The organism is Aeribacillus sp. FSL K6-1121, assembly GCF_038003725.1.
In the GTDB taxonomy this organism is placed as follows: Bacteria; Bacillota; Bacilli; order Bacillales; family Aeribacillaceae; genus Aeribacillus; species Aeribacillus composti.
The window spans coordinates 3,374,023-3,397,847 of sequence record NZ_JBBOPS010000001.1 but is presented as its reverse complement, the minus strand read 5'-3'; the positions used below and the strand labels follow the sequence as shown (position 1 = coordinate 3,397,847).

Here is a 23,825-nt window from a genome sequence, read left to right as displayed (position 1 = left end):
ATAAAATCTTTACAGCTGGATGGAGGTAACAAAATGACAATGAAAAAAGCCTTGACGATCGCAGGTTCCGATTCCAGCGGTGGAGCAGGTTTACAAGCGGACTTAAAAACGTTCCAAGAATACGGAGTTTATGGAATGACTGCGGTCACTACAATTGTAGCAATGGATCCTCATAACGGATGGCAGCATCAAGTATTCCCTATTGAAATCGATACCATAAAGGCCCAGCTCGCAACGATTATAGAGGGAGTCGGTGTAGATGCCATGAAAACCGGAATGCTCCCAACAGCAGAAATTGTCGAGCTGGCAGCAGATACAATTAAAAAATATAATTTAAAAAACACGGTCATCGATCCTGTCATGGTATGCAAAGGGGCAGATGAAGTGCTTTATCCCGACCATGCGGAAGCGATTCGCAATTCTCTGACAAAAGTCGCGACGGTTATTACTCCAAATCTCTTTGAAGCAGGGCAATTGAGCGGGTTAGGTACTATTCAAACGGTCGATCAAATGAAAGAAGCAGCTGCCATTATTCATGATCTTGGTGCAAAATATGTTTTGGTGAAAGGCGGCGGAAAGCTTGAACATAAATATGCTGTTGATGTTTTATATGACGGAAAGGATTTTGAAATCCTAGAAGGCGAACGAATCGACACAACCTATACACATGGTGCTGGGTGCACATATTCAAGCGCGATTACAGCTGAACTAGCAAATGGCAAAACGGTTAAAGAAGCCGTTTATTCCGCCAAAAAGTTTATTACAGCAGCCATCCGCCATTCCTTTCCTTTAAATCAATATGTCGGCCCAACTTGTCATGCCGCATTAAGATTATACGAATAAATAATAGAGCCGAATCGATTAGCTCACGACCATTGTGGCTGTTCGTTCGGCTCTTTTCATGTTAATAATCCATATTTTTAACTTTTTGCTTTACTTCCTCAATATTTCTCATTTTATTTTCCCAGCACAATTCGCTCAGATCAACAGGGTATTCGGCAGGATTTAAAATGCGTTTATATTCATCCCATAACAGCTCCAAATTTTCTTTTACATATGACCGGATTTCTTCCAATGAAGGACATTCATACGTAAGCTCGCCATCAACAAAAATATCGTGATGCAAATCCTTTGCCGTAAAATCGGTTACATATTTTTTGATAAATGTATGGACAGGATGGAACATTTTCAGCCGCTTTTCTTTTTGCGGCTGTTCAAAATGTAATGTAATATAATCTCCTTCAGCCCTCTTATCCTTGTTGTTGATAATTCGATATACATTTTTCAAGCCTGGTGTTGTCACTTTTTCCGGATTTGATGAAATTTTTATTGTATCGACTAATTTGCCGTCGTCCCCTTCAATGGCAACCAATTTGTACACAGCTCCCAATGCAGGCTGGTCGTAGGCGGTAATCAGCTTCGTTCCAATTCCCCACACATCGATTTTCGCTCCTTCAGCTTTTAAATTGACAATCGTATGTTCATCAAGATCGCTCGAAGCTATAATTTTTGCGTTATGGAAACCAGCATCATCAAGCATTTTTCTCGCTTTTTTGGACAGATAAGCCAAATCCCCGCTGTCAAGGCGAATACCGATAAAATTAATTTTATCGCCAAATTCTTTTGCAACCCGAATGGCATTCGGAACACCGGAGCGAAGCGTATCATATGTATCCACCAAAAAAACGCAGTCTTTATGAGTACTTGCATATTTACAAAATGCAACATATTCATCACGATACGTTTGAACAAATGCATGTGCGTGGGTTCCGGAAACAGGAATTCCGAAAATCTTCCCTGCTCGGACATTGCTTGTCCCATCAAAGCCGGCAATATAAGCTGCACGGGTTCCCCAAATAGCTGCATCCATCTCATGGGCTCTTCTTGTTCCAAATTCAAGCGCTGATTCATTTCCAATAATTTGTTTAATTCTTGAAGCCTTTGTTGCGATAAGCGTTTGATAGTTCACAATATTTAAAAGAGCTGTTTCAATAAGCTGCGCTTCCCCTAGAGGGGCTTCCACACGCAAAATCGGTTCATTTCCAAATACAAGCTCTCCTTCTTTCATGGACCGAATCGTGCCGGTAAAACGAAGGTTCTCCAAGTAACGGATAAAATCTTCTTTGTAATTCAGCTCTTCCCTTAAATAAGCAAGGTCCTCTTCTGTGAAGCGGAAATTTTGTATATAATCAATAATTCGTTCCAGGCCGGCAAAAACAGCGTAACCGCTCCCAAAAGGAAGTCTTCTAAAAAACAACTCAAAAACTGCCTTTTTTTGGTGGATGTCATCCCTCCAATACGATTCGACCATGTTGATTTGGTATAAATCGGTATGGAGCATCAAACTATCATCATTATACATTTTCATCATCATGAAACCCCCATAATATTTAATCGCTGTCTGTTCCATACGGAATGTTGAAATGTCCAAGAGGCCCATTTGTGTCTAGCGGCGATGATAGATGGATGAAGCCTGTTCAGCAAAAATTTGAAACCTTTCATAGCAGGCATCCCCTTCAAGCTTCCTTGCAATCTATCAGATCTTTCTAACGGGCTTAATCGTTGAAACAAATCTCAAGGACGAATCTCCATTATATTATGAAAGCACTAACCGTATTGTACTCCTTTCTATACCGTCATTCAATATTTGCCAAAATTAGTGTCCATTTTAAAAGCCGAAATTACCTAATCCTGCTTCTTTTACTATAAGAGAGCGATTTTGGCAAACTTGTCAAATAATCGGGATAATCCGTAATAATTCCATCGACATTCATGGCCATTAAATGTTGAATATCGTGTATATCTCTAGCTGTATAAGGCATAATTTTCATGCCGTTCTGATGAATCATATAAACTAATTTAGGGGTTACAAGCGCTTTATTCGGATTGATATATGTCGCAAATGCTGCATATTGCTGTAAATTCTCCTCCGTAATAGCGCCATGTCTATATCCGATGAGCACTCCAAGAGAAATCGACGGCAAGACACTGTGGAATTCCTGTAAAAAAGCGGTATCAAAGGATTGAACGACCACATTCAGTTGCTGATCCCCTTTTTCGATCAGTTCTTTTGCCAACCTCTCTACAATGCCGAACTGCTTTTTCGGTTCTTTGACTTCTATTAAAAAATTGATCTTCCCCCTGTATTTCTTAAGGACATCGCATAAAAGCGGTATTTTTTCTCCGGAAAATTTTCGATGAAACCAAGCTCCAGCATCAAATTGTTTTAGTTCTTCATATGTGAAATTTTTAACTAAACCTGACCCGTTTGTTGTACGATCAATCGTTTCATCATGAATAACGGCGAGCAACCCGTCTTTCGTCATCCGTACATCCAATTCTAAATAATCCGCCTTCATGTCAATAGCGAGATCAAAAGCTGCAAATGTGTTTTCCGGAGCATATCCAGATGCTCCCCGATGTGCGACGGCAATTGTTTTGTTGGGCTCTTTTTTAAAATGAAATATTTTATAAAAAAAGCGGTGAACATAATAACGAACATAATCAAGCATGCATAACCATCCCCGTTTTTTTTGGATTTATACTAAATAATAATCACTTACATTAATTTATAACATTTTTTTTACAATTTTACTCAACTTTCTCACAGTAAATTGGATTTCTAAGCCTTACGGTTAATGGGTTTGTTGGTTGTTTCGAATACTTCTTGACATAAAAATTTGCAAAAAAAAAACACCTCAACTTTTGGTATAGTTTAATTGTCCAGAAAAAACATTACCAAAAGCAGGTGAGGTGTCTCTTATTATGATAACGAATAACAGACTGAACAATCAACTACCAAAAGAAGTAAAAGCTATATTTGATGAACTTGAAATCTTAAAATATTTAAGGAAAGTGGGAATTAACAAGGGTTTCGGTTATTCCTGCGCCTATTTATTCCAGCTAGTTTTTAGTTTAGTTTTTGAAGGCAAAAATTTGTTTCGACTTCTTCAAAGTAAAAAAGCTAAAGATTTGCCGGAAAAAAACGCTATTTATCGCTTCTTAAATAACCCTCAATACAATTGGCGCAGGTTTTTACTTGTTTTGAGTACTTTCACCATTATGAAGGTAAGTAGTTTAACGAGACACGACCGTCCGAAAGTGCTGATCGTGGACGACTCATCTTATGAACGAAATCGCAGTAAAAAGGTTGAACTGCTTGCTCGCTGTTTCGATCATTCTTCTCAAAAAATGCGTTATTACAAAGGATTTCGTATGCTTACACTCGGCTGGTCAGATGGTGCTACATTTTTGCCTATTGATTTTGCTTTATTAAGCTCTACGAATTCCCAAATCAATGGGATTGATAACCGAATCGATAAGCGTACATCCGGTTATAAGCGGCGTGTCGAAGCTTTACAAAAAGCGCCGGAAGTTATTCCCAATATGATTAAACGGGCACTTTCTCAAGGAATCGATGCCTCATACGTTTTAATGGATACATGGTTTACCCAACAGCCTTTGATCAAGTCCATTGTGGATCAAGGGTTGGATGTTATTGGAATGGTGAAGGATACAAAACAAAGATATCAAGTGAACGGTGAATGGGTGAGCCTAAAAAAACTATACCAAACAGCTAAACCATCACAACATCAAAAGGGTATTTTGCGCTCTATTCACACAACGATGGCAAATGGCGTACCTGTTAAAGTGGTATTTGTCCGTAATCGTAATAAAAAGAGACAGTGGCTAGCTATTTTGAGTACAGACTGTACTTTATCGGATCAAGAAATCATTCGTATTTATGGGATACGTTGGGATATTGAAGTATTCTTCAAAACAGTCAAATCCTTATTGAAACTCCAAAAAGAGTTCCAAGGAAGATCTTATGATTCCATGATCAGCCATACCACTATTGTGTTTACAAGGTACATTGTTTTGTCTTGGCAAAACCGAGTAAGTACAGATTATCGAACATTAGGCGGCATTTTTTATGAACTTTGTGATGAAATCGATGAACTAGATTGGGCCTTTGCACTTCAACTACTCATTGAAATTCTTGAAGATGCACTTCAAAATGTAAATCAAAAGATTAAAAAATTCATCGAAAGTCAATTACGTAAATGGATTGTAGTTTTGCCTAATTATATCAAGGCTTATTTACCAAAATTGAGCTGCGAAAGTTGAGAATTTTATTTTTCTTTTGCAGGATATTTCGTTTTGGAATAGAATAGTATTTAGAATATAAAAAAATTTTTAATTAGCGCATCTTACAACACACCATTGTTTCCAGCCTGCACCTCATGATGAGAAGTTTTGGCCAAATCTCCTCTTCATAACACCCATTTCGCTTTTGTCCCGGATTATGTCCTATGCAAAAAATCTTAAGTTCAAGGAGAGTGATGGAATGATTAGAAAAGACGTGATGACAAAAACATGGGGAAATAAAGAAATTGTGACAAGTCCGTTTTATGGTGTCATAAAAAAAATTATGACCGAAGCAAAAAACCGGATTTATGAATGGGAACCGTTGTTTACCATTCAAACGGATGAGGGTACTCTTGTCCAAATCAGCGTCGGTATTGGAGGAATCATTGACAAGCTGTTCGTCAAAGAGGGAGATCGGGTTATTCCTGGAGCAGTCTTAGCATACATTGATGAAGATTTAATAGTCACTGGCAGCGATTAAGAATTAGGACCCCTAAGAAGAAAAAAGGGGTCCAGTAATAGCTACTTGTATTGAGCAACAACAATTTTTCTCAATCGGTTATTTAACGACTTAAGCATCCAATCCCGAAAGATCTCCTGTTTTTCTTCCAATGTTAAATAATACTCGGCGCCAGCTCTCCCCTTTGCAAGATCCGTTATATGTTTAATTGACAAGGCAGCAGCAACGGAAATGTTTAAGCTTTGCACAAATCCTTTCATAGGAATTACAAACGTTCTGTCAGCCATGTCAACCGCCTCTTTTGAAACACCGCTATGTTCATTTCCAAAAACAAGGACAGTCGGTCTGCTTACATCAAGCTTTTCAAGAGGAACAGCCTGTTCACTCAAATGGCTAACATATATTTGATATCCTTTCTTTTTTAATTGACTGATGGCTGCACTAATATCTGATTGATAATCAATTGTCAGCCATTTGTCTGCACTTTTCGTCACCAATTCATTAGGGGCAAAAGGCGCTCTTCCGGTGACAACCGTTACATTCTGCACGCCAAAAGCTTCGGCAGAACGAAGAACAGCCGCTTGATTATGGCCGTCATCCACCGCTTCCAACAATATGGATACGTAACGAGTCCGTTCCTTCAATACCTCATATAAACGATTCAGCCTTTCCGGCACAATCATATCAAGAATTTGGCGATCCTCATCATTTACAATCTTCTCTTTCAGCAATAATTCCACAATATTATTTTCTTTATTAACATTCACATCCCTTTACCTCCTTGAAAGCACGTGCGGGCAAGAAGATCGAACGTTCTCATTTATTATACGTCTTCTCCAAAAAAAATCTACCTCCTATAGCTGGAAACGTTATAGATCAGGTTAAATATAAACAGTTTATCCACATTATCTTTGTACTGTTTCGTTCGTACTCATTGGGCAAAAACAACAAAGTATAAACATTTGTTTTTTTAAAAGAAGAAAATTTCCGCAAAGCTTCTTTGTATATATCAACGGATATTCACAGGAAATCCCCCTACTATAAACAGCTTTTACACATATTTTATCCACATATCCACATTAGCTATCCACATTTCGTATTGGCACATTTGTTCCCTACTACATATATGATTAAATAATTCACATTTGTTGATAAACTTATCCACTTATGCACAGTTTACAAACAGAAAACACTCAATTGCTTGTTTTGAACAAAAAAATCCCGAAAAGAGGTCTCGTAACCTTTTTTCGGGACGCTTATGTTAATAGTGATGTTGATGGCCCAAGGACATAACCCATATAGACCCTGCAACAATGACAATTGCGATATAGATCCCGTAATAAATCATTGTTGCCTGCCAAGAACCGCTTTCTCCTTCTTTCATATGCATGAACAGCAAAAGCTGAATAAACGCTTGGCAAAATGCTAAAACGACAATTAACGTAATAATCGTATTTGTTGGCAGATCGGTTGAAAATGTAATCCACACCGCCAATAACGTCAATATTATGGACAACAAAAACCCGAAGACATGCTTCCAAGGAAATCCTTTTTCGTTTTGTGCCAAGTTAACTCACCATCCCTGTCAAATAGACGAGTGTGAAGAGGAAAATCCAAACGACATCAAGGAAATGCCAATATAGACTTGAAATAAACACTTTTCTTGCCGTATCCGCGTTAAGACCTCTTTTCAGCACCTGCAAAATGATAATCAAAATCCAAAATATCCCGATCGTGACATGAAGCCCGTGCGTTCCAACAAGAGTGAAGAAGGATGAAAGGAACGCGCTTGTTTGCATTGTTGCACCTTCATGGACAGCATACAAAATAAACTCTTCTATTTCAAAGTACAAAAAACCGATTCCCAACAATATCGTAACAATCAGCCAGCCGATCATACCGGCTTGCTTGCCTCTTCGCATTTCATAAACGGCAAGACCGCAAGTGAAGCTGCTTGTAAGCAGAAGAAAAGTTTCAATCAAAACTGTTTTCAACTCATACAATTCCTCGGGACCTGGTCCGCCCGCTGTTCTGGAGACGAGCACAAGATACGTAGCAAAGAGGGTGGCAAACAGGGCAAGCTCTGCCCCGAGAAAAATCCAAAAACCTAAAATATTTAATTGATTTTGTTTCGTTGAATACTCAAGTGGAAGATTCGATTGTTTTGGAGCAATTTCCGACATGTTACTCCCTCCCTGCTTCCGTCTGTTTAATTTCTTCGACCGGCACATAGTATCCATCATCATATTCAAAAGAGCGCAAAATCATGCAGATTATAACGCCGATCAATCCGATGATCGCAACCGGCATCCATTCGAAAACTAAACCGAATCCGGCTATAAAGAAGAAGATCGACATGATGAAAGGCCGCCCCGAATTTGATGGCATATGGATTGGTTTATATTCCGGCTTCTCTTCTTCTTTTCCTTCTTTCCGTTCCTTCTTCATCATCCACCAAGCGTCAAGACCTTTTACCTGCGGTGTTACGGCAAAGTTGTAATGCGGTGCAGGCGACGGAATAGACCATTCCAGCGTTCGGCCATCCCAAGGATCTCCCGTGAGGTCACGCTCGCCTTTAAAGTACGTGTACACAACATTAATACACAGGAAGATAAAGCCGATTCCCATCATAACTGCGCCAATAGTCGAAATGACGTTTAATTCCGTCCAGCCGGCATCTGCCGGATATGTGTAAATTCTTCTTGGCATGCCCATAAATCCTAAAACATATTGCGGCAAGAAACATACATTAAAGCCAAGGACGAAAAACCAGAACGTAATTTTGCCGAGCTTTTCATTTAAAATGACGCCAAACATTTTCGGATACCAATAATGAAGCGCTGCAAAGACAGCAAAGACCGTACCGCAAATTAACGTATTATGGAAATGGGCTACAAGGAAATACGTATTATGATATTGGTAATCGGCCGCAGCCATCGAAAGCATCACACCTGTAACCCCGCCGATGACGAAAGTTGGAATAAACGCCAAAGACCATAGCATCGCAGATGTGAATTTGATTCGACCTTTATATAAAGTGAAGAGCCAGTTAAAGATTTTTACCCCTGTCGGTATGGCTATCGCCATCGTCGATACAGAGAAAAATGCATTAACCGGGGCTCCTGAACCCATTGTGAAAAAGTGGTGCACCCAAACGAGCATACTTAATACAGAAATCGCCACCATGGACCAAACCATGGCTGTATAACCGAAAAGACGTTTTCTTGCAAACGTTGAGACAACTTCCGAAAAAACCCCAAACGCTGGCAAAATGGCAATATACACTTCCGGGTGCCCCCAAATCCAGAACAGGTTCGCCCAATGCATTGGCACTCCATCGCCTGAAAGCGTAAAAAAGTGAGTGCCAAATATTCTGTCCAACGTCATTAATGCTAAAGCAACCGTCAATACCGGAAAAGCGAAAACAACCAATATAGACGTAATAAGTGTTGCCCATGTAAACATCGGCATGCGCATTAAAGTCATTCCAGGAGCTCTCATTTTTAGAATCGTTACAATGAAATTAATACCGGAGATTAATGAACCGATCCCTGAAATTTGCAATCCTAATAAATAATAATTTTGGCCCGGCCCCGGGCTGAGTTCATTTCCAGCAAGAGGCATGTATGCCGTCCACCCTGCATCCGGTGAGCCGCCGATCACAAATGAAATGTTGAACAGCAAGGCGCCAAAGAAAAACGTCCAGAAGCTGAGTGCATTCAAATACGGGAACGCCACATCTCTAGCTCCAATTTGGAGAGGAACTGCAATGTTCATGATCCCGAATATGAACGGCATTGCCATAAATAAAATCATAATGGTTCCATGTGTAGTGAAAATTTCATTATAATGCTGTGAATCTAAAAACGTATTATTTGGCACTGTCAATTGGGCGCGCATTAAAAGTGCGTCTACGCCCCCTCGGAATAGCATTAATACGGCGGAAATAATATACATAATCCCTATTTTTTTATGGTCAACAGTCGTTAGCCACTCTTTCCACAGCCATTTCCATTTTTTAAAATAGGTTAATACAAAAACGATACCAATAATTGTTAATACAATGGCTGCATCCGCCATATATATAAGGGGTTCGCCGGTAACGAAAAATTCATCCCATTTCACAGCACGTTCCTCCTTCCTTCCGATTAATGTCCTTCGTGCTGATGGCTTTCATGTTCACGATTATCATGATGATCAGATTCAACTTCCTCCAATTTTATGGTACCGTGCTTTTCTTTTGCAGGGATATTGTCTAAATGCTCACCTGGTTTCGCAAAATCAACCCACGCCAAGTGTGTTCCAGAAAAAGTCAATTTATCTTTTAAAACTCCGACTTGGATGATTTCGTTAAATTGTTTTTTCGTCAGCAATGGAGCTGATGCTTGTGTTTCTTTCACCCATTTATAAAAATCTTCTTTTTCCATTGCGTTCACATCAAATGTTTGATGGGCAAATCCTTCTCCTGTAAAATTTGAATTCCGCCCTTTAAACGTACCGACATGATCAGCCTGCAAATAAAGAGTCATTCCCATTCCAGCCATATTATATTTTTGTCCGCCCAACTCTGGAATCCATAAAGCGCTCATCCCGCCGACAGCTGTCAATTTAAATTCAACTGGAACATCTTTTGGAATGTTGACATAATTGACTGTTTCAATATTTTCCTCCGGATAGCTGAAAATCCATTTCCAATCGGCTGCTGTCGCATGAATTACAATTGGTTCAACTCCTCTAGATTCCTTCGGCGGTTTTTCAAGCTCAAAAGTCGCCTTAACCGTTGGTATCGCCAATGCAATGACAATCAACACAGGAATAGCTGTCCAAATGATTTCCAGAAGTGTATTTCCGTGCTGGTCAGGAGGCTCATAATCAAGATTTTCCGGTCTCTCCCTGTATTTCCATAAAATAACGGCAAACAGCACAAAGATGACAACAATAATAAACAGCATAAACCAAATTGACCAAAGGATTAAATCCTTTTGAACCTCTGCAACAGGTCCTTTCGGATTTAATAAAACAAAGCGTTCACTGCAACCTGTCAACAAAAAAAGCAATGACAGTGGTAAAACCTTCATAAACAAGTTCAACCATTTTTGTTGTTGTGCCGGCATTTTCGATCCCTCTCAAATCAGAAATGTTTTAAATTTTCATAAAAAACCGACTTAATCGATTCAAAAATTAATTGAGTTGTAAATGAACTTTATCACATTTTTATCGAAATAAACTTTAATTCAAAAAACAGTCAAGAAACGATAAATTTTTTGTAAAATTTTTGCCACGAATCTGACACAATATAGAGAAATTCCGTTTTTTCAGGGAATCTCCTCTATATTTTCCAAATAAAAGCTGATGGGAATGTATTCGAGGGATATACGTGAAGAAGCTGAAAAATGACGTTTTCATCTGATTTCTTGAACCGATGTATCATTCTAAATTTGCCAAGTTGCCAAGTGAGGAAATAAGCAGAATGAGTTAGCAGCCGAGTCAGGGGAAAAATAAACAAATTCACGCTGAAAGGAAGAGTTCGGATAAATGACTTACATACAATTTTCTGTTCAAAAATAAAGCTCCTATCTTCATAAAATCGAGATAGGAGCTGAAGCTTTAGTTTAAATTCAATCCTTTTTTCTCAACAAATTGCTTCATGTACATTCTTGTCGGATTCGAAAGCATGCGAGCCATTTGACCAGTCCAAGTATCTTTGCGAATCCCGTTTGTTCGCTGATCATAATAATTGGATACTATTTCATTATATTGTTCAAGCTCGCGCACATATGCTTCTTGATCTTGCTTATATTCTTCCTCATGATAAATATGCTCAAAAGGTATTCTTGGTTTTTTCGCCGTTTCTTTTGCAGGGTAGCCGACAGTTAATGCAAAAAGAGGAATAACCTTGTTTGGAATTTTCAACAGCTTCGATACTTCTTCTAAATTATTGCGGATGCCTCCGATGTAGCAAATGCCGAGTCCCATTGACTCAGCCGCCAACGCAGCATTTTGAGCGGCCAGTGCAGCATCAATGAGAGCTACCATAAATTTTTCAGTGCTCCTCAATGAATCTTCTACATTTTTGCCTTCCATTTCACCAATGACTTCATGACGGTGCAAATCAGCGCAAAAAATAAATAAATGTCCGCTCTTCTCTACGTAAGCTTGGTTTCCTGCCTGTTCAGCGAGCTTTTTTTTCGTTTGTATATTTTTCACCCCGATAATGGAATAGGCTTGCATGTAACTTGAAGTTGAAGCGGCTTGGGCGCATTCGACAATTAATCGGATTTGCTCATCTGTCAAAGGCCGATCCTCAAAATGACGAACGGAACGGTGATTTAAAATGGTTTTGATAATGTCGTTCAACATAATCATCCTTTCTATGGTCTCACTTATTTTTTGAAAAATCACACTTCTTCCAATCCAAGTATTAACATGAAAATGCTTCTCTTTCAAATGATTCGTATTGAAAAATACGTTTTTTACAGCTCCTTTTTCAGTGAAGGCTCCAAGCACCTAATTTTACCATCGTATCTCAAACTATTCACTACAACGCTCCTGTATTGTAAACAACAAAATTTTTCAAATTTACGTTATTAGAAAAATTAAATTTTAAAAACGACCCTATAAACATTTCGCAATTTGTATGCGAATTTCTGCTTCTGTCCATTGATTTCCCAAAATAGGGCAGCACTTTTCTGAACCTAAAAAATAGGGATTGAAAAAACAAAAAAAATCATCTATTCTGATAATTATAGTTTCATATAGTGTTCCAAGCAGCAGGTGCGTCATATTGCGTCGGCAATATGCGCTTAAAAGGGAAGATTGGTGAAATTCCAACACGGTCGCGCCACTGTGATGGGGAGCTTTTGGCCATCATCCACTGTTTCAATTTTTGAAATGGGAAGGAGGATCGAAAGCGATGATCCTAAGTCAGGAGACCTGCCTGTTGTATGCACTGCCACCTACGCGTCATAGGGAGGAGTGATGAAGCCATGTTGAGATTTAAGCCCTTCATGTATCTCAACACGAGTTAGAGTCCACAATTCCCTCTTTCACGCGTAAAAAGAGGGTTTTTATTATGTGTTGAGATACAAATCAAATGGGGGTGTCATTATTGACATTAATTAGTTCAAATCTTGGCTATCCAAGAATTGGTGAAAGAAGAGAATGGAAAAGAGCGCTGGAATCATTTTGGAACGGAAACATTTCAGAAAGCAGCTTGGAGGAAACATTAAAAGATATACGTCTTCTCAATCTGAAAAAACAGAAGGAAAAAGGAATAGACCTGATTCCTGTCGGAGATTTTTCATTATATGACCATGTCCTCGATACTGCTTTTATGTTTGGGTATATTCCTTCTAGATTCCAGCATATGGAGCCGACTTCATTAAAAACATATTTTGCAATGGCTAGAGGCTCTGATGAAGCAGAAGCAATGGAAATGACCAAATGGTTCAACACAAACTACCATTATATTGTTCCGGAGCTTGAAAATAAAACGCCGGCGTTAGTAAAGAACCGTCTGCTTGAACTTTTTCAGGAAGCGAAAAACGAGCTGAATATTGAAGCAAAACCGGTTTTGCTAGGTCCAATTACTTTTTTAAAGCTGGCAAAACAATACGATCAACACGATTTTCATAAACATTTGTCTGCTTTAATTCCTGTTTACGTCCAATTGTTGACGGAACTTGCTCAGGCCGGTGCGAAATGGGTGCAAATTGATGAGCCGATTCTTGTACAGGAGCTAGATGATTCATCGATTCCTTTGTTTAAAGAGGTATACGATGCTTTCCACAAAGCGCTTCCTTCGTTAAATATCATTTTGCAAACATACTTTGAAAGTATAACCCATTATCAAGAAATTGTGTCTCTTCCTGTCGCTGCAATTGGCCTGGACTTTGTACATGATCATGGCGTCAATCTGTCGAACATCAAAACGCTCGGCTTTCCGAAAGACAAAATTCTCGCAGCTGGTTTGATCGACGGCCGCAACATTTGGAAAGCATCCTTAGTATCGAAAGCTAAGGAAATCGATGATCTTGCGCAATATGTAGATATTGATAGATTGATCATTCAGCCTTCATGCAGCTTGCTTCATGTACCTGTTACAGTTCAAAACGAACAGAGCTTGCCGTCCATATTGAAAAATGCTCTTTCCTTTGCTGATGAAAAATTGGATGAAGTAAATGAACTCGCTCAATATGCAAAAGGGAAAAGAACGATCGATGATTTAAAACAATATGACCGCTCTTATACGGATTTTATCCATTCTTCCTTTCGGACAAATGAGAAGGTTCAAGAGGCCGCCAAAAATATCGGAGCATATCCAACGAAACGCTTGGATTATACCGAACGGCAAAAACTGCATAAAAAAAGATGGAATCTGCCGATTTTACCAACTACTACGATCGGAAGCTTTCCGCAGACGAAAGAAATCCGGCAAATCCGCTTAAAATGGCGGAAAGGCGAATATTCAAACGAGCAGTATGAATCGGTCATCAATAATGAAATAAAAAAATGGATTGACATTCAAGAGCAGCTCGGTTTAGACGTATTCGTCCATGGGGAATTTGAACGGACCGATATGGTCGAATTTTTCGGGGAAAAATTAAATGGAATTGCTGTTACGAATAACGGCTGGGTGCAATCATACGGGTCACGATGCGTGAGACCGCCGATTATTTACGGAGATGTAGCATTTGATCAGCCGATGACCGTAAAAGAAAGCGTATATGCACAATCACTGACAAGCAAGCCTGTTAAAGGGATGCTGACAGGACCTGTCACGATCCTAAACTGGTCATTTGTGCGCAATGACATCGACCGTATAAGCGTTCTTCGCCAGCTCGCCCTTGCCATTCGCGAAGAAGTGCTAGCTTTAGAGAAAAATGGAATAGGCATGATTCAAGTTGATGAGCCTGCATTACGTGAAGGATTGCCTCTGAAACAATCAAAACAAAAAGAATATATCGAAGGAGCTGCTGAAGCCTTCAAGCTCGCCACCAGCTCTGTTCGTCCGGAAACACAAATCCATACTCATATGTGCTATTCGCAATTTGAGGATATCATGGAGGCAATTGATGACCTTGATGCGGATGTCATTTCTATTGAATCTTCCCGAAGCCATGGAGAGCTTGTTCATGCTTTTGAAACGTATCAATATAAAAGAGAGATTGGCTTAGGCGTATATGACATTCACAGCCCGCGAATTCCATCCGTTGAAGAAATGGCAAAAAATATCGACCGCGCCTTAGCAGTGCTTGACGTGCGCCAGTTTTGGGTTAACCCTGACTGCGGACTAAAAACAAGATCAGTGGATGAAACGATTAGTGCTTTAAAAGTCATGGTCGAAGCTGCGAAAACCTATCGAGAAAAAATAACTGCTGCACAAATTTAAGAAAAGTATGGCCCGATTCTCTCAGCAGTCAAATCCCGATAAAACCGGCAGAAATGTCAGTTTCTATACTTTCATTTAAAAAAGGAGCCTTGCCGCTCCTTTTTTACGTTTATAAAAGAAATCCCCTTTCGCCGACTTTCAAAAGCCGATCCTATATGTAAATATTTTATATCCACAAAATCTTATTGAAAAAAATGTTTCACATCGTTGCTTTCTTCAGTTGAGCTGCACTTTCCTTAACATCATCCGCTAGACAAATGGCAGAAATGACGGAGATGCCGTCTGCTCCGCTAGCGATCACCTGACCGGCGTTGGCGATGTTGATCCCGCCAATTCCGACAATAGGGATGTCGATCCCTTGTTTGCGCATGCTTTCAATCAATTTTGGACCTTGTGGCTTTTTTGCATCCTCTTTCGTGTTTGTAGAAAAGATTGGCCCCACACCGATATAATCAGCGCCTTGGACAACCGCCTTTTGCGCCTCTTCAATTGTATGTGCAGAAACGCCTAAAATTTTGTCACCGATTTTTTTCCGGACAAGATCAGCCGGTTCATCCTCTTGCCCGATATGAACGCCGTCTGCATCTAGTTCAATAGCCAGATCAACGTCATCGTTGACAATAAATGGAATGTGATGTTTTTGGCAAATAGCCTGCAGCTCTTTTCCAAGCCGCCATTTTTCTTCGCCTGTTAAAGCCCACGCACCTTTTTCACGGTATTGAAAAAGCGTAATTCCGCCTGCAATCGCCTCTTCAAGCACATCAGCAGGCTTCCTTTTGCAGTTTACACTGCCCATAATAAAATACACCTTTAGCAGCTCCCGCATTTTATTTGCCGACACTCGCGCCATGTTTATCACCTTTGCTTTATTTTTTTATAAAAGACCCTTTTTTCAGCAACTCGTCTCCCGTCACCTTTGCCAGCTGGTTCAATAATTCGATTTGAAAGCTTCCAGGACCTTTTTCTTCCGTTAAATCAAATGCGATTTCTGCAGCGACCCCATAAGTGACGAGGCTGGCTACTGAAGCAGCAAGAAAGTCCTTTTCAACGGCTGAAAAAGCACCGATAATGGAAGTCAATAAACAGCCTGTTCCGGTAACTTTTGTTAAAATTTGATGGCCGTTTTGAATCAAATACGTTGTCTTCCCATCCGTTGCCACGTCTTCTTTTCCGGTAATGACTGCAACTGTATTCAGCTCTTCGGCCGCTTTTTTGGCCAGCGAAACAGGATCAGCAGCTGAATCCGCCGCATCCACCCCTTTCATTGCAAGCTTTTCACCTATCACATTGGCAATTTCAGGTGCATTCCCGCGAATAACTGAGATGCGAACCTCCTTTAATATTTCCCGAACAGCTTCCGTCCGGTAAGGGGTGGCGCCCGCACCGACAGGATCTAAAATGACTGGAACCCCGTGTTCATTCGCTGATTTTCCTGCAATGATCATTGCTTCGATTACTTCAGGAGATAATGTGCCAATATTTAAAACGAGCGCGCCGGATATTTTCGCCATATCCGCAACCTCTTCCTTTGCATACGCCATAACCGGAGAAGCGCCGATCGCCAGCAAACCGTTTGCAGTAAAGTTGGTGACGACGACATTCGTAATGTTGTGGACGAGAGGATTTTGGGCGCGAACCTTTTCTAGCGCCAAAATCAATTGTTCTTTATTCATTTTCTCACTCCTTCTAGAAAGCTAAAGCACCTTGTCCAAGCTGCAAAGTGCATCATGGATTAGAAATTATTCCAACAACTGCCGTAATTCCCCAACAAATTCGAACGATAAGACAGAAGAATTTGTATTTTCAGGTTGATGCCAAAAGTTCCGTACCTGCTTTTTTATGATAATTTCTGCCAATTATTATACTCTCTTTTTATTTACAATCCAAATTTTCGTCTTCTTCATGAAAAATTTGCTCTTTATCCGCCTGCAATTGTTCATTTTAACATGACACTTTTTATGATATAATTTCAAATAAAACAATAATTTCGAATCAATATGCATGTTATTGAAAGAATATACATCTTTCATTTATAATAGACCAGTGAATGTCGAAACGAATTTCATTCTTTGATTCATTTATAAGGAGGTACTTATGAAAAAATATTTTAGCAAAATAATTGCACTTGCTGTTTTTATAAGCCTAATGCTTATACTTTCAGCATGCGGTGCAGGAGGTTCTGAAGACGATAAAGGAGCAAGCAGTGAGAAGAAAGAAACGTTAAAGGTTGTTACAAACGCAGCATACGCTCCGTTTGAATATATCGACAAAGGTAAAGTTGTCGGCTTTGATATTGATTTCATAAACGCTGTGGCTAAAGAGGCCGGTTACAAAGTAGACATTAAACATACCGGATGGGATCCAATGTTTGCTGAAGTTCAAAGAAAACAAGCTGACTTGGCAGCTTCCTCTGTGTCCATTACTGAAGACAGAAAGCAAACATACGATTTTTCTGTTCCGTATTTTGAATCAACTCTTATGATTTTAGTTCCTGAAGACAGTGATATTCAAAATGCGCTTGATCTGAAAGGCAAAAAAGTTGCTGTCCAAAACGGAACAACCGGTCAGACAGCCGCTGAAAAAATACTTGCCGGCGATGGAACGGTTAAAAAATTTGAAGACAACGTCCTCGCGATCATGGAACTTCTGAACGGAGGCGCAGACGCAGTTGTGGCCGATAACGCGGTTGTCAATGAATATATTAAAAATAATCCGGACAAAAAATTGAAAGCAATTAAAGATCCGGAAAATTTCGATTCGGAGTTTTACGGTCTAATGTTCGCGAAAGGAAGCAAATTAAAACCAGAACTTGACAAAGCGATCAATACACTGTTTGAAAACGGAACGTACAGTGAGATTTATAAAAAATGGTTTGGTGTCGAACCAGATATCGATATATTAAAAAATCAGCAATAATTTTCAGCATTCCACAGGTATTTTGCTTGTCCGGAATGCACGCGGGGAGATATATGTATGAATTTTCGTTTTGATCTCATAGCTGAATATGCACCCTTTTTCTTCCAAGGAACGCTTGTAACAATTGGGCTCTCTCTTGGTGCAATCGCCATCGGCACCATTTTGGGTCTTTTTATCGGCATCGGGAAAATTGCTCAAAATAAATTTATTCGCCTGCCCTTTTCATGGTACGTTACATTTTTCAGAGGCACGCCTCTTTTTGTCCAGATGCTGCTCGTTCATTTCGGGCTCGTACCGCTGCTAATCGGTGATACGAATGGAATTATAGCAGCAATTGTTGCACTTTCTTTAAACTCTGCCGCCTACATTGCAGAGATATTCCGTGCAGGTATTCAATCGATTGATAAAGGACAGATGGAAGCTGCAAGATCTCTCGGTATGAGCCATAAACAGGCGATGCGCTATGTCATTTTGCCGCAGGCGACGAAACGGATGATTCCGCCTCTTGGCAATGAATTCGTCATTTTAATAAAAGAGTCGTCAATCGCCGCCATCATTGCCACCCCTGAGCTGATGTATTGGGGACGGGCTATGCAGGGGCAATATTATATCGTTTGGGAGCCATACCTCACCGTTGCGCTCATCTATCTTGTTCTGACATTGTCCTTAAGCAAATTATTAAGCTTTGTTGAAAGGAGAACAACAACCGGATGATTCAAGTAAAACATTTAAAGAAAAGCTTTGGGAATCTTGAAGTGTTAAAAGACATCAGTGTAGACATTAAAGAAAAAGAAGTTGTATGCGTCATTGGTCCATCCGGTTCAGGCAAAAGCACGTTTCTTCGCTGTTTAAACAAGCTTGAGGACATTACGGCAGGACAGGTTATCGTGAACGGTCAAGATATTACAAATCCAAACTTGGACATTAATAAAGTTCGCCAAGAGGTTGGAATGGTGTTTCAGCAGTTTAACCTATTTCCGCATAAAACAGTGTTGGAAAATATTACACTTGCTCCGATAAAAGTAAAAGGAGTCTCGGAACAGGAAGCAAACGAAAAAGCTTTGCAGCTGCTGAAAAAAGTGGGATTAAGCGAAAAAGCTTCAAGCTATCCAAGCGAATTATCAGGGGGCCAAAAACAGCGCGTTGCCATTGCCCGCGCTCTTGCAATGAATCCTAAAATCATGCTTTTCGATGAACCTACATCCGCCCTCGATCCAGAAATGGTCGGTGAAGTGTTAACAGTTATGAAAGAATTAGCGGCGGAAGGAATGACGATGGTCGTCGTGACGCATGAAATCGGATTTGCCAAAGAAGTGAGCGATCGAGTGATTTTCATGGACGGCGGATATATTGTAGAGGAAAACACACCTAGCGAGCTTTTTAACAATCCTAAACACGAACGAACAAAAGCTTTTTTAAGCAAAGTGCTGTGAATAAGGCAAGTATCCGGCATGCGGGTTGACTTAAACTCCTTTTCAATCAAATCTCATACGAATTCATTTCGGACAAGCCGAAAAGCTTGTCCTTTATCTTTTTCTCAATGGAGCTTCTCCCCTCTTACGCACTACGCACTCGTTCTTCATATATTATTTGCCATCAGCATCCAAAAGTGTTTGGACGGTAAGCCTTTCGTATATTTCCCAGCCTGAAGTTCCTGCTTGGAAGTACTATTTGAATTGTCGTAGCATCGCGGCTTGTACCAAAGTTGTTCAGTTTTTGAAGACTGACATTTCTCATCTTGGATTAGAAAGCAGAAGGCACAGATGCCGATAACACATCCAATTTTTTTAGGTCAGTAACTTTTTTTCTAAAAAAAAACAGGGTCTAAGACCCTGTAAGCAAAAAAACATTAAATTTCATATTTAAACTCACGGTATGCATCGATCAAAAGGAAAATTGCCGTTATGATATGCATCACCATTCCAACAATCGGAATCCATGCAATGCAGGAAGTAATAATTCCTAAAATGCTGCCATGCTTGTTTTTATTTGTTATAATGGCAAAAATCAACGTCACAAGGTGCAGTACAAACATAAACGCCAAAGGCGTCCATAGGAAAGATAATATAATCGTTCCACCTATAACTGGAATTCCGAAAAATGCTTCAAGACCCCCGCTTACCCATTTTAAAATGTTGACTACTGACATATAAATCCACCTCTGTATCCGTTTTTTCAATATACGAATTTGCGAATTGAAATGTTTCAAACATTCTTCAGCCCGGCACAAAAACTATTTTTGCAAGACAATTCATCTTGTTAGAGTTTTCACAATTTTTATTTTATGATAAAATCTTACAACAAAATAAATTTTAACGGGAGTTTATGGAGATGACATATAAACTTTTATTTTTGGACATAGACGGAACAATTTTGACACCGGATGATCAAATTCAAGAATCTACGAAAAGAGCTGTAGCTGAAGTTCAGAAACAAGGTGTAGAGGTCTTTCTGGCAACAGGGAGACCTTTGCATGAAATTTCGCATATCGGCAAAGAGCTGAACGTTCAATCGTTTATTGGCTATAACGGCGCATTTACGGTTTATAGGGGCCGCGAGATTTTAAAAGAGCCGATGAATCCAGATCTTGTTCAAAACTTTGTGCATACCGCCAAACACCATGGACATGAGCTCGTCATGTATACAAGAGAAAAAAATGTCCTTAGCTCGTTTGATTCCCCTGCTATGAAAAATTTCATTCAAAAATTTCATTTACAAAAAAATGAGTTGTTTTCATATGATATCATCGATCAAGTTTTAGGAATGACGATATTAAATTTAGCTGATCGCGATGTTTCTCTTTATGAAAAAGACGATCTTATATACTTATCCCAAGTGAATATCGAAGGCCTGGCCCAATGCTACGATGTCATTAGGGAAAAGGTCAATAAGGGCAAAGCTGTCAAAGCAATATTAAATTATCTTGGCGTGCCAAAAGAAAGCGCCATTGCCTTTGGCGATGCCATGAATGATAAAGAGATGCTCTCAATAGTCGGCGAAGGTTTTGCAATGGGGAACGCAGATCCAAACCTTTTGCCATATGCAAAGCACCAAACAACAGACGTAACAAATTCCGGTGTCTATCACGGTTTGAAAAAGCTTGGTCTCGTTGAATAAGTAAGAAGACTGTGTAAATAGTCTTTTCCCTGCCAAATAGACAGTTGTAAAAAAAGATTATGCAAAACTGTGTTTCGGTATTCAGCTGGAGCACAATGCAAAAATTGTTCATGATGTTGTTTTACAGTGAGAAAAATACAACATTTCTATTTTAAGGAAAAAAAGGACTCGATGCAGCGTGATCCAGGCAGATGTCTTTGCCAAAACGGCTGCCATGTGACCGAGTCCTTCTATTCTGCTTAGACGAATACCAGAAAAGAGAAAACTGGTCTTCCCTCATCTTCAAAACGAAGTGAGTCATCTTTGTTCACATTGGAGAGAAAAAACGGGCGATGAAGGTTTTGCGGCAGGGAGAGGACCGAATTTATTTGACGAAATAAACTGAAAGGTCAGGAAATGTGCTCCTAATTATGAGCGTGAACCGATACAATATATATTCCTTTATCCGCATAAAAAGAAACGATTAGACTATTATTGAAATCATGAGCAATCGATTGGTGTTCAGAATTACTGGAACATACTGAGTTAACTTTATTGCATATAGTTTATGAAGGTGTATTTATTTTATCCTCATGAGTGGAAAGGAGAAAAAGCTTTGATAAAAGCAATTATTTTTGATTTCGACGGTTTAATTATAGACACAGAGACTCCCTGGTTTGAGGCTTATAAAGAAACTTTAGGTTATTATAATGTTGATTTGCCCCTTGAACAATATGTAAAAAGCGTTGGGTCAGATAATACAGTACTTTACGAGTTTTTCAAACAACAATTGGGAGAAAGCTGTAATATTGAGGAAATTGATGCCAAAGCAGAAAGCATTTATAAAGAAAAGATGAAAACACCTCAGGCACGTGAAGGTGTAAAGGATTATTTGCAAGAAGCAAACAATTTAGGATATAAAATTGCTATTGCTTCAAGCTCCACAAGGGAGTGGGTAACTCATTATTTAGATGAACTTGGGGTGTTAAACTATTTTAATACTATTATCACACAGGATGATGTTGAGAAGGTAAAACCGGCACCTGATTTGTATTTAAAAGCAGTTGATGCCTTAAACATCAGCTCAAATGAAGCATTAGCATTTGAAGATTCTTTAAATGGGCTCCAAGCAGCTCTAGCTGCTGGACTGAAATGCGTAATTGTGCCAAATCCAGTAACGGAGTCTTTACCTTTCGAAAATTATGATTTGCGACTTCATTCCATGGCAGAAAAAAGTTTGAGCGATGTCATAAAATTTATTGAACAATAAAGAATTAAAATCTCGTATTAATGCTAAGCTCTATCAAATAATATTTGATAATTCGCTAGATAAAGAACCCCCCAAGGAGGTCCTTTATCTAGCTGCTTCCTCAATGAACACCACCTGCAAATGTTTTCGTGAAATCATTTACGTGTGCACTCATTTCTTTATAACGAGTCCAATGAAGATAATGATTTCCTTCTAAAGTAACTATTTTACTGTAGTTGAACAATTTTCATAACAATAATTACCATACCAAAAGAGACAAACAGGGTACCCCTTATGCCACATGAAGCTGTTTTTTAACGACATCAATGGGAATATCTTGTTTCGCTGCATCGTAAATAAACTCCACGAGGCTATGTCCTTTCTTCTTTCGAAGGAAGTCAAGCCCGGTAGAGAAATCGCTGTTGGATTCGACCATACTGTACACATAAGCGAGTTGCACCAAGATCCAATACCGTTTCACCGCCCGACGTTGACGAACGCGGTTCCCATCGAGCTTCAGCTGGTCTTTCGCTTGTCGAAAAAAGCATTCGATCGACCAACGCTGGGCATAGTAGCGCAAGATCTCTTCATCGCTTAGCTCCCGGTCGGTGCTCAAGACGCAGTGAAGATGTTCAGGTGTCATCGGCTGATCGGCTTTCCAAGCCAACAACACAACGGCATCATCGAGACCTTTCAGCGCTCCCTCGTAGCGATACACGCGATAACGCTCTTCTCCCACCGTGACGAGATGGGTGTCGTTCGGTTCGATATAGCGGGCAAACTGTTTGGCTTGGATGGCGATGCCTTTTGGATAAAGAACCCGATTCGTCTTGAGCATCGCAATGACGTGGAATCCTTTTTTCAGGCAGGCTTCCACGAGTGTTTTCGATGGGTACCAAGAATCCATCAGCACATAAACAGAACCGTGCACATCCAAAGAAGAAAGCATCTCGATGGCCCATTGACCCTTGCTTTTCCCATCCGCCTTGTCGTAGAGGCGAAACGCAAAGGGAAAGGCTTGCGTCATCGTATGAACCATGAGCCAGACGAGAGAGTGTCCCCAAATCGACTTTTTGTCCGCGTGAGAATAATGCCAATTACACCCTTCAATAGCGTGTTTCGCCTGTGACGAAGGCTTCGTTTTTCGGCAGATCGTATCATCGATCGAAACAAAAATGGGGTGATTCTTTCGCTTGGCCGTTCGTTCCACATGACGAAGCATCCACTGCTGGAGTTTGCGAAGCAAGATTTCTTCATCCCAAGGGCTTTTCGTGAAAAAATGGCTCAGTGTCGTTCGATGGTTGGGATGAAAGCTCTCATGATGCAGATCGGTCAAGGTTCCCACAAATCCTTTCGTTGTCAGCGCATCGATAATATGAACGAGATGCTTCATGACCGGCTTAGAGAAATAAAGGGCCAGCCCCAACATTGCGAAAAACTTGTCGATTCCTTGGTGATGTGGTAGTCTATTCATGAGACATGAACCTCCTTGAGAATGGTTTGGTGACACATCTATTCTAATCAAGGAATCGGGTTCATGTCTCCTTTTTTGTTCGGATGTAAAT

At 39.9% G+C, this 23,825-nt stretch carries 21 protein-coding genes and 1 riboswitch; of the genes, 9 read left to right on the top strand and 12 right to left on the bottom strand.

Annotation, left to right across the window (positions count from 1 at the left end; genetic code table 11):
- Positions 1-33: 33 nt before the first annotated feature.
- Positions 34-843 carry a bifunctional hydroxymethylpyrimidine kinase/phosphomethylpyrimidine kinase gene (locus NSQ61_RS16585; protein WP_066251370.1) on the top strand — a complete coding sequence of 270 codons (810 nt, stop codon included), beginning with the start codon at positions 34-36 and terminating at the stop codon, positions 841-843.
- A gap of 61 nt (positions 844-904) precedes the next feature.
- Here NSQ61_RS16585 and NSQ61_RS16580 read toward each other — a convergent pair whose 3' ends face one another.
- Together NSQ61_RS16580 and NSQ61_RS16575 are read right to left on the bottom strand one after the other, a co-directional pair.
- Positions 905-2,371: a nicotinate phosphoribosyltransferase gene (locus NSQ61_RS16580; protein WP_066251373.1), complete on the bottom strand. Its 1,467-nt coding sequence runs from the start codon at positions 2,369-2,371 to the stop codon at positions 905-907.
- A gap of 310 nt (positions 2,372-2,681) precedes the next feature.
- Entirely contained in the window at positions 2,682-3,512 is an 831-nt protein-coding gene (locus NSQ61_RS16575) for a glycerophosphodiester phosphodiesterase (RefSeq protein WP_340807595.1), read from the bottom strand.
- A 253-nt stretch (positions 3,513-3,765) separates the two neighbouring features.
- Between NSQ61_RS16575 and NSQ61_RS16570 the strand changes: the two genes are divergently transcribed.
- Both NSQ61_RS16570 and NSQ61_RS16565 read left to right on the top strand, forming a co-directional pair.
- The gene (locus tag NSQ61_RS16570; RefSeq protein ID WP_094245809.1) at positions 3,766-5,127 is read left to right on the top strand and encodes an IS4 family transposase; all 1,362 of its coding nucleotides are present in this window, start codon (positions 3,766-3,768) and stop codon (positions 5,125-5,127) included.
- A 220-nt stretch (positions 5,128-5,347) separates the two neighbouring features.
- Entirely contained in the window at positions 5,348-5,629 is a 282-nt protein-coding gene (locus NSQ61_RS16565; protein WP_235600486.1) for a biotin/lipoyl-binding protein, read from the top strand.
- A gap of 41 nt (positions 5,630-5,670) precedes the next feature.
- Here NSQ61_RS16565 and NSQ61_RS16560 read toward each other — a convergent pair whose 3' ends face one another.
- From NSQ61_RS16560 to nfsA, 6 genes are all read right to left on the bottom strand, one after another.
- Positions 5,671-6,375, bottom strand: coding sequence for a TrmH family RNA methyltransferase (locus NSQ61_RS16560; protein ID WP_240326741.1), 705 nt, complete (start codon positions 6,373-6,375; stop codon positions 5,671-5,673).
- Positions 6,376-6,869: 494 nt separating this feature from the next.
- Entirely contained in the window at positions 6,870-7,175 is a 306-nt protein-coding gene (gene qoxD / locus NSQ61_RS16555; protein ID WP_063389077.1) for a cytochrome aa3 quinol oxidase subunit IV, read from the bottom strand.
- A gap of 1 nt (position 7,176) precedes the next feature.
- Positions 7,177-7,791 carry a cytochrome aa3 quinol oxidase subunit III gene (gene qoxC, locus NSQ61_RS16550; protein ID WP_144597610.1) on the bottom strand — a complete coding sequence of 205 codons (615 nt, stop codon included), beginning with the start codon at positions 7,789-7,791 and terminating at the stop codon, positions 7,177-7,179.
- Position 7,792: 1 nt separating this feature from the next.
- The gene (qoxB, locus tag NSQ61_RS16545; RefSeq protein WP_144597612.1) at positions 7,793-9,733 is read right to left on the bottom strand and encodes a cytochrome aa3 quinol oxidase subunit I; all 1,941 of its coding nucleotides are present in this window, start codon (positions 9,731-9,733) and stop codon (positions 7,793-7,795) included.
- Between the two features lie 23 nt (positions 9,734-9,756).
- Positions 9,757-10,722, bottom strand: coding sequence for a cytochrome aa3 quinol oxidase subunit II (qoxA, locus tag NSQ61_RS16540; protein ID WP_063389080.1), 966 nt, complete (start codon positions 10,720-10,722; stop codon positions 9,757-9,759).
- Positions 10,723-11,215: 493 nt separating this feature from the next.
- Positions 11,216-11,965: an oxygen-insensitive NADPH nitroreductase gene (nfsA, locus tag NSQ61_RS16535; RefSeq protein ID WP_063389132.1), complete on the bottom strand. Its 750-nt coding sequence runs from the start codon at positions 11,963-11,965 to the stop codon at positions 11,216-11,218.
- 398 nt (positions 11,966-12,363) lie between these two features.
- Positions 12,364-12,563: riboswitch (cobalamin riboswitch) on the top strand.
- A 138-nt stretch (positions 12,564-12,701) separates the two neighbouring features.
- On the opposite strand from nfsA, the gene metE reads away from it, so the two are divergent.
- Positions 12,702-14,999, top strand: coding sequence for a 5-methyltetrahydropteroyltriglutamate--homocysteine S-methyltransferase (gene metE, locus NSQ61_RS16530; protein WP_340807591.1), 2,298 nt, complete (start codon positions 12,702-12,704; stop codon positions 14,997-14,999).
- Positions 15,000-15,198: 199 nt separating this feature from the next.
- On the opposite strand, the gene thiE is transcribed toward metE, so the two are convergent.
- The gene (thiE, locus tag NSQ61_RS16525) at positions 15,199-15,849 is read right to left on the bottom strand and encodes a thiamine phosphate synthase (protein ID WP_117016874.1); all 651 of its coding nucleotides are present in this window, start codon (positions 15,847-15,849) and stop codon (positions 15,199-15,201) included.
- Positions 15,850-15,865: 16 nt separating this feature from the next.
- The gene (thiM, locus tag NSQ61_RS16520) at positions 15,866-16,672 is read right to left on the bottom strand and encodes a hydroxyethylthiazole kinase (protein WP_063389083.1); all 807 of its coding nucleotides are present in this window, start codon (positions 16,670-16,672) and stop codon (positions 15,866-15,868) included.
- 421 nt (positions 16,673-17,093) lie between these two features.
- Between thiM and NSQ61_RS16515 the strand changes: the two genes are divergently transcribed.
- From NSQ61_RS16515 to NSQ61_RS16505, 3 genes are read left to right on the top strand one after another with little or no spacing between them, the layout of a single operon-like run.
- On the top strand, positions 17,094-17,915 hold the full coding sequence (locus NSQ61_RS16515; protein WP_144597618.1) for a basic amino acid ABC transporter substrate-binding protein: 822 nt from the start codon (positions 17,094-17,096) through the stop codon (positions 17,913-17,915).
- A 57-nt stretch (positions 17,916-17,972) separates the two neighbouring features.
- On the top strand, positions 17,973-18,629 hold the full coding sequence (locus NSQ61_RS16510; RefSeq protein WP_063389085.1) for an amino acid ABC transporter permease: 657 nt from the start codon (positions 17,973-17,975) through the stop codon (positions 18,627-18,629).
- Complete coding sequence (locus NSQ61_RS16505) at positions 18,626-19,348, top strand: amino acid ABC transporter ATP-binding protein (protein ID WP_063389086.1); 723 nt, start codon at positions 18,626-18,628, stop codon at positions 19,346-19,348. Before NSQ61_RS16510 ends, NSQ61_RS16505 begins: the two co-directional genes overlap by 4 nt.
- 416 nt (positions 19,349-19,764) lie before the next feature.
- Here the strand turns inward: NSQ61_RS16505 and NSQ61_RS16500 are convergent, their stop codons facing one another.
- Complete coding sequence (locus tag NSQ61_RS16500) at positions 19,765-20,064, bottom strand: hypothetical protein (RefSeq protein WP_063389087.1); 300 nt, start codon at positions 20,062-20,064, stop codon at positions 19,765-19,767.
- 182 nt (positions 20,065-20,246) lie between these two features.
- On the opposite strand from NSQ61_RS16500, the gene NSQ61_RS16495 reads away from it, so the two are divergent.
- Both NSQ61_RS16495 and NSQ61_RS16490 read left to right on the top strand, forming a co-directional pair.
- The gene (locus NSQ61_RS16495) at positions 20,247-21,032 is read left to right on the top strand and encodes an HAD family hydrolase (protein ID WP_130156406.1); all 786 of its coding nucleotides are present in this window, start codon (positions 20,247-20,249) and stop codon (positions 21,030-21,032) included.
- Between the two features lie 595 nt (positions 21,033-21,627).
- Positions 21,628-22,281 (top strand): HAD family hydrolase, encoded by a 654-nt coding sequence (locus NSQ61_RS16490; RefSeq protein ID WP_311066674.1) that lies wholly within the window; start codon positions 21,628-21,630, stop codon positions 22,279-22,281.
- 271 nt (positions 22,282-22,552) lie between these two features.
- Here NSQ61_RS16490 and NSQ61_RS16485 read toward each other — a convergent pair whose 3' ends face one another.
- Positions 22,553-23,734: an IS701 family transposase gene (locus NSQ61_RS16485; protein ID WP_340807588.1), complete on the bottom strand. Its 1,182-nt coding sequence runs from the start codon at positions 23,732-23,734 to the stop codon at positions 22,553-22,555.
- Positions 23,735-23,825: the final 91 nt, after the last annotated feature.

Bases quoted from the DNA above. Each gene is read 5' to 3' on its own strand.
- NSQ61_RS16585 (WP_066251370.1), top strand. From the start codon at position 34: ATGACAATGAAAAAAGCCTTGACGATCGCAGGTTCCGATTCCAGCGGT.
- NSQ61_RS16580 (WP_066251373.1), bottom strand. From the start codon at position 2,371: ATGATGAAAATGTATAATGATGATAGTTTGATGCTCCATACCGATTTA.
- NSQ61_RS16575 (WP_340807595.1), bottom strand. From the start codon at position 3,512: ATGCTTGATTATGTTCGTTATTATGTTCACCGCTTTTTTTATAAAATA.
- NSQ61_RS16570 (WP_094245809.1), top strand. From the start codon at position 3,766: ATGATAACGAATAACAGACTGAACAATCAACTACCAAAAGAAGTAAAA.
- NSQ61_RS16565 (WP_235600486.1), top strand. From the start codon at position 5,348: ATGATTAGAAAAGACGTGATGACAAAAACATGGGGAAATAAAGAAATT.
- qoxC (WP_144597610.1), bottom strand. From the start codon at position 7,791: ATGTCGGAAATTGCTCCAAAACAATCGAATCTTCCACTTGAGTATTCA.
- qoxA (WP_063389080.1), bottom strand. From the start codon at position 10,722: ATGCCGGCACAACAACAAAAATGGTTGAACTTGTTTATGAAGGTTTTA.
- metE (WP_340807591.1), top strand. From the start codon at position 12,702: ATGGGGGTGTCATTATTGACATTAATTAGTTCAAATCTTGGCTATCCA.
- thiE (WP_117016874.1), bottom strand. From the start codon at position 15,849: ATGGCGCGAGTGTCGGCAAATAAAATGCGGGAGCTGCTAAAGGTGTAT.
- thiM (WP_063389083.1), bottom strand. From the start codon at position 16,672: ATGAATAAAGAACAATTGATTTTGGCGCTAGAAAAGGTTCGCGCCCAA.
- NSQ61_RS16515 (WP_144597618.1), top strand. From the start codon at position 17,094: ATGAAAAAATATTTTAGCAAAATAATTGCACTTGCTGTTTTTATAAGC.
- NSQ61_RS16510 (WP_063389085.1), top strand. From the start codon at position 17,973: ATGAATTTTCGTTTTGATCTCATAGCTGAATATGCACCCTTTTTCTTC.
- NSQ61_RS16505 (WP_063389086.1), top strand. From the start codon at position 18,626: ATGATTCAAGTAAAACATTTAAAGAAAAGCTTTGGGAATCTTGAAGTG.
- NSQ61_RS16500 (WP_063389087.1), bottom strand. From the start codon at position 20,064: ATGTCAGTAGTCAACATTTTAAAATGGGTAAGCGGGGGTCTTGAAGCA.
- NSQ61_RS16495 (WP_130156406.1), top strand. From the start codon at position 20,247: ATGACATATAAACTTTTATTTTTGGACATAGACGGAACAATTTTGACA.
- NSQ61_RS16485 (WP_340807588.1), bottom strand. From the start codon at position 23,734: ATGAATAGACTACCACATCACCAAGGAATCGACAAGTTTTTCGCAATG.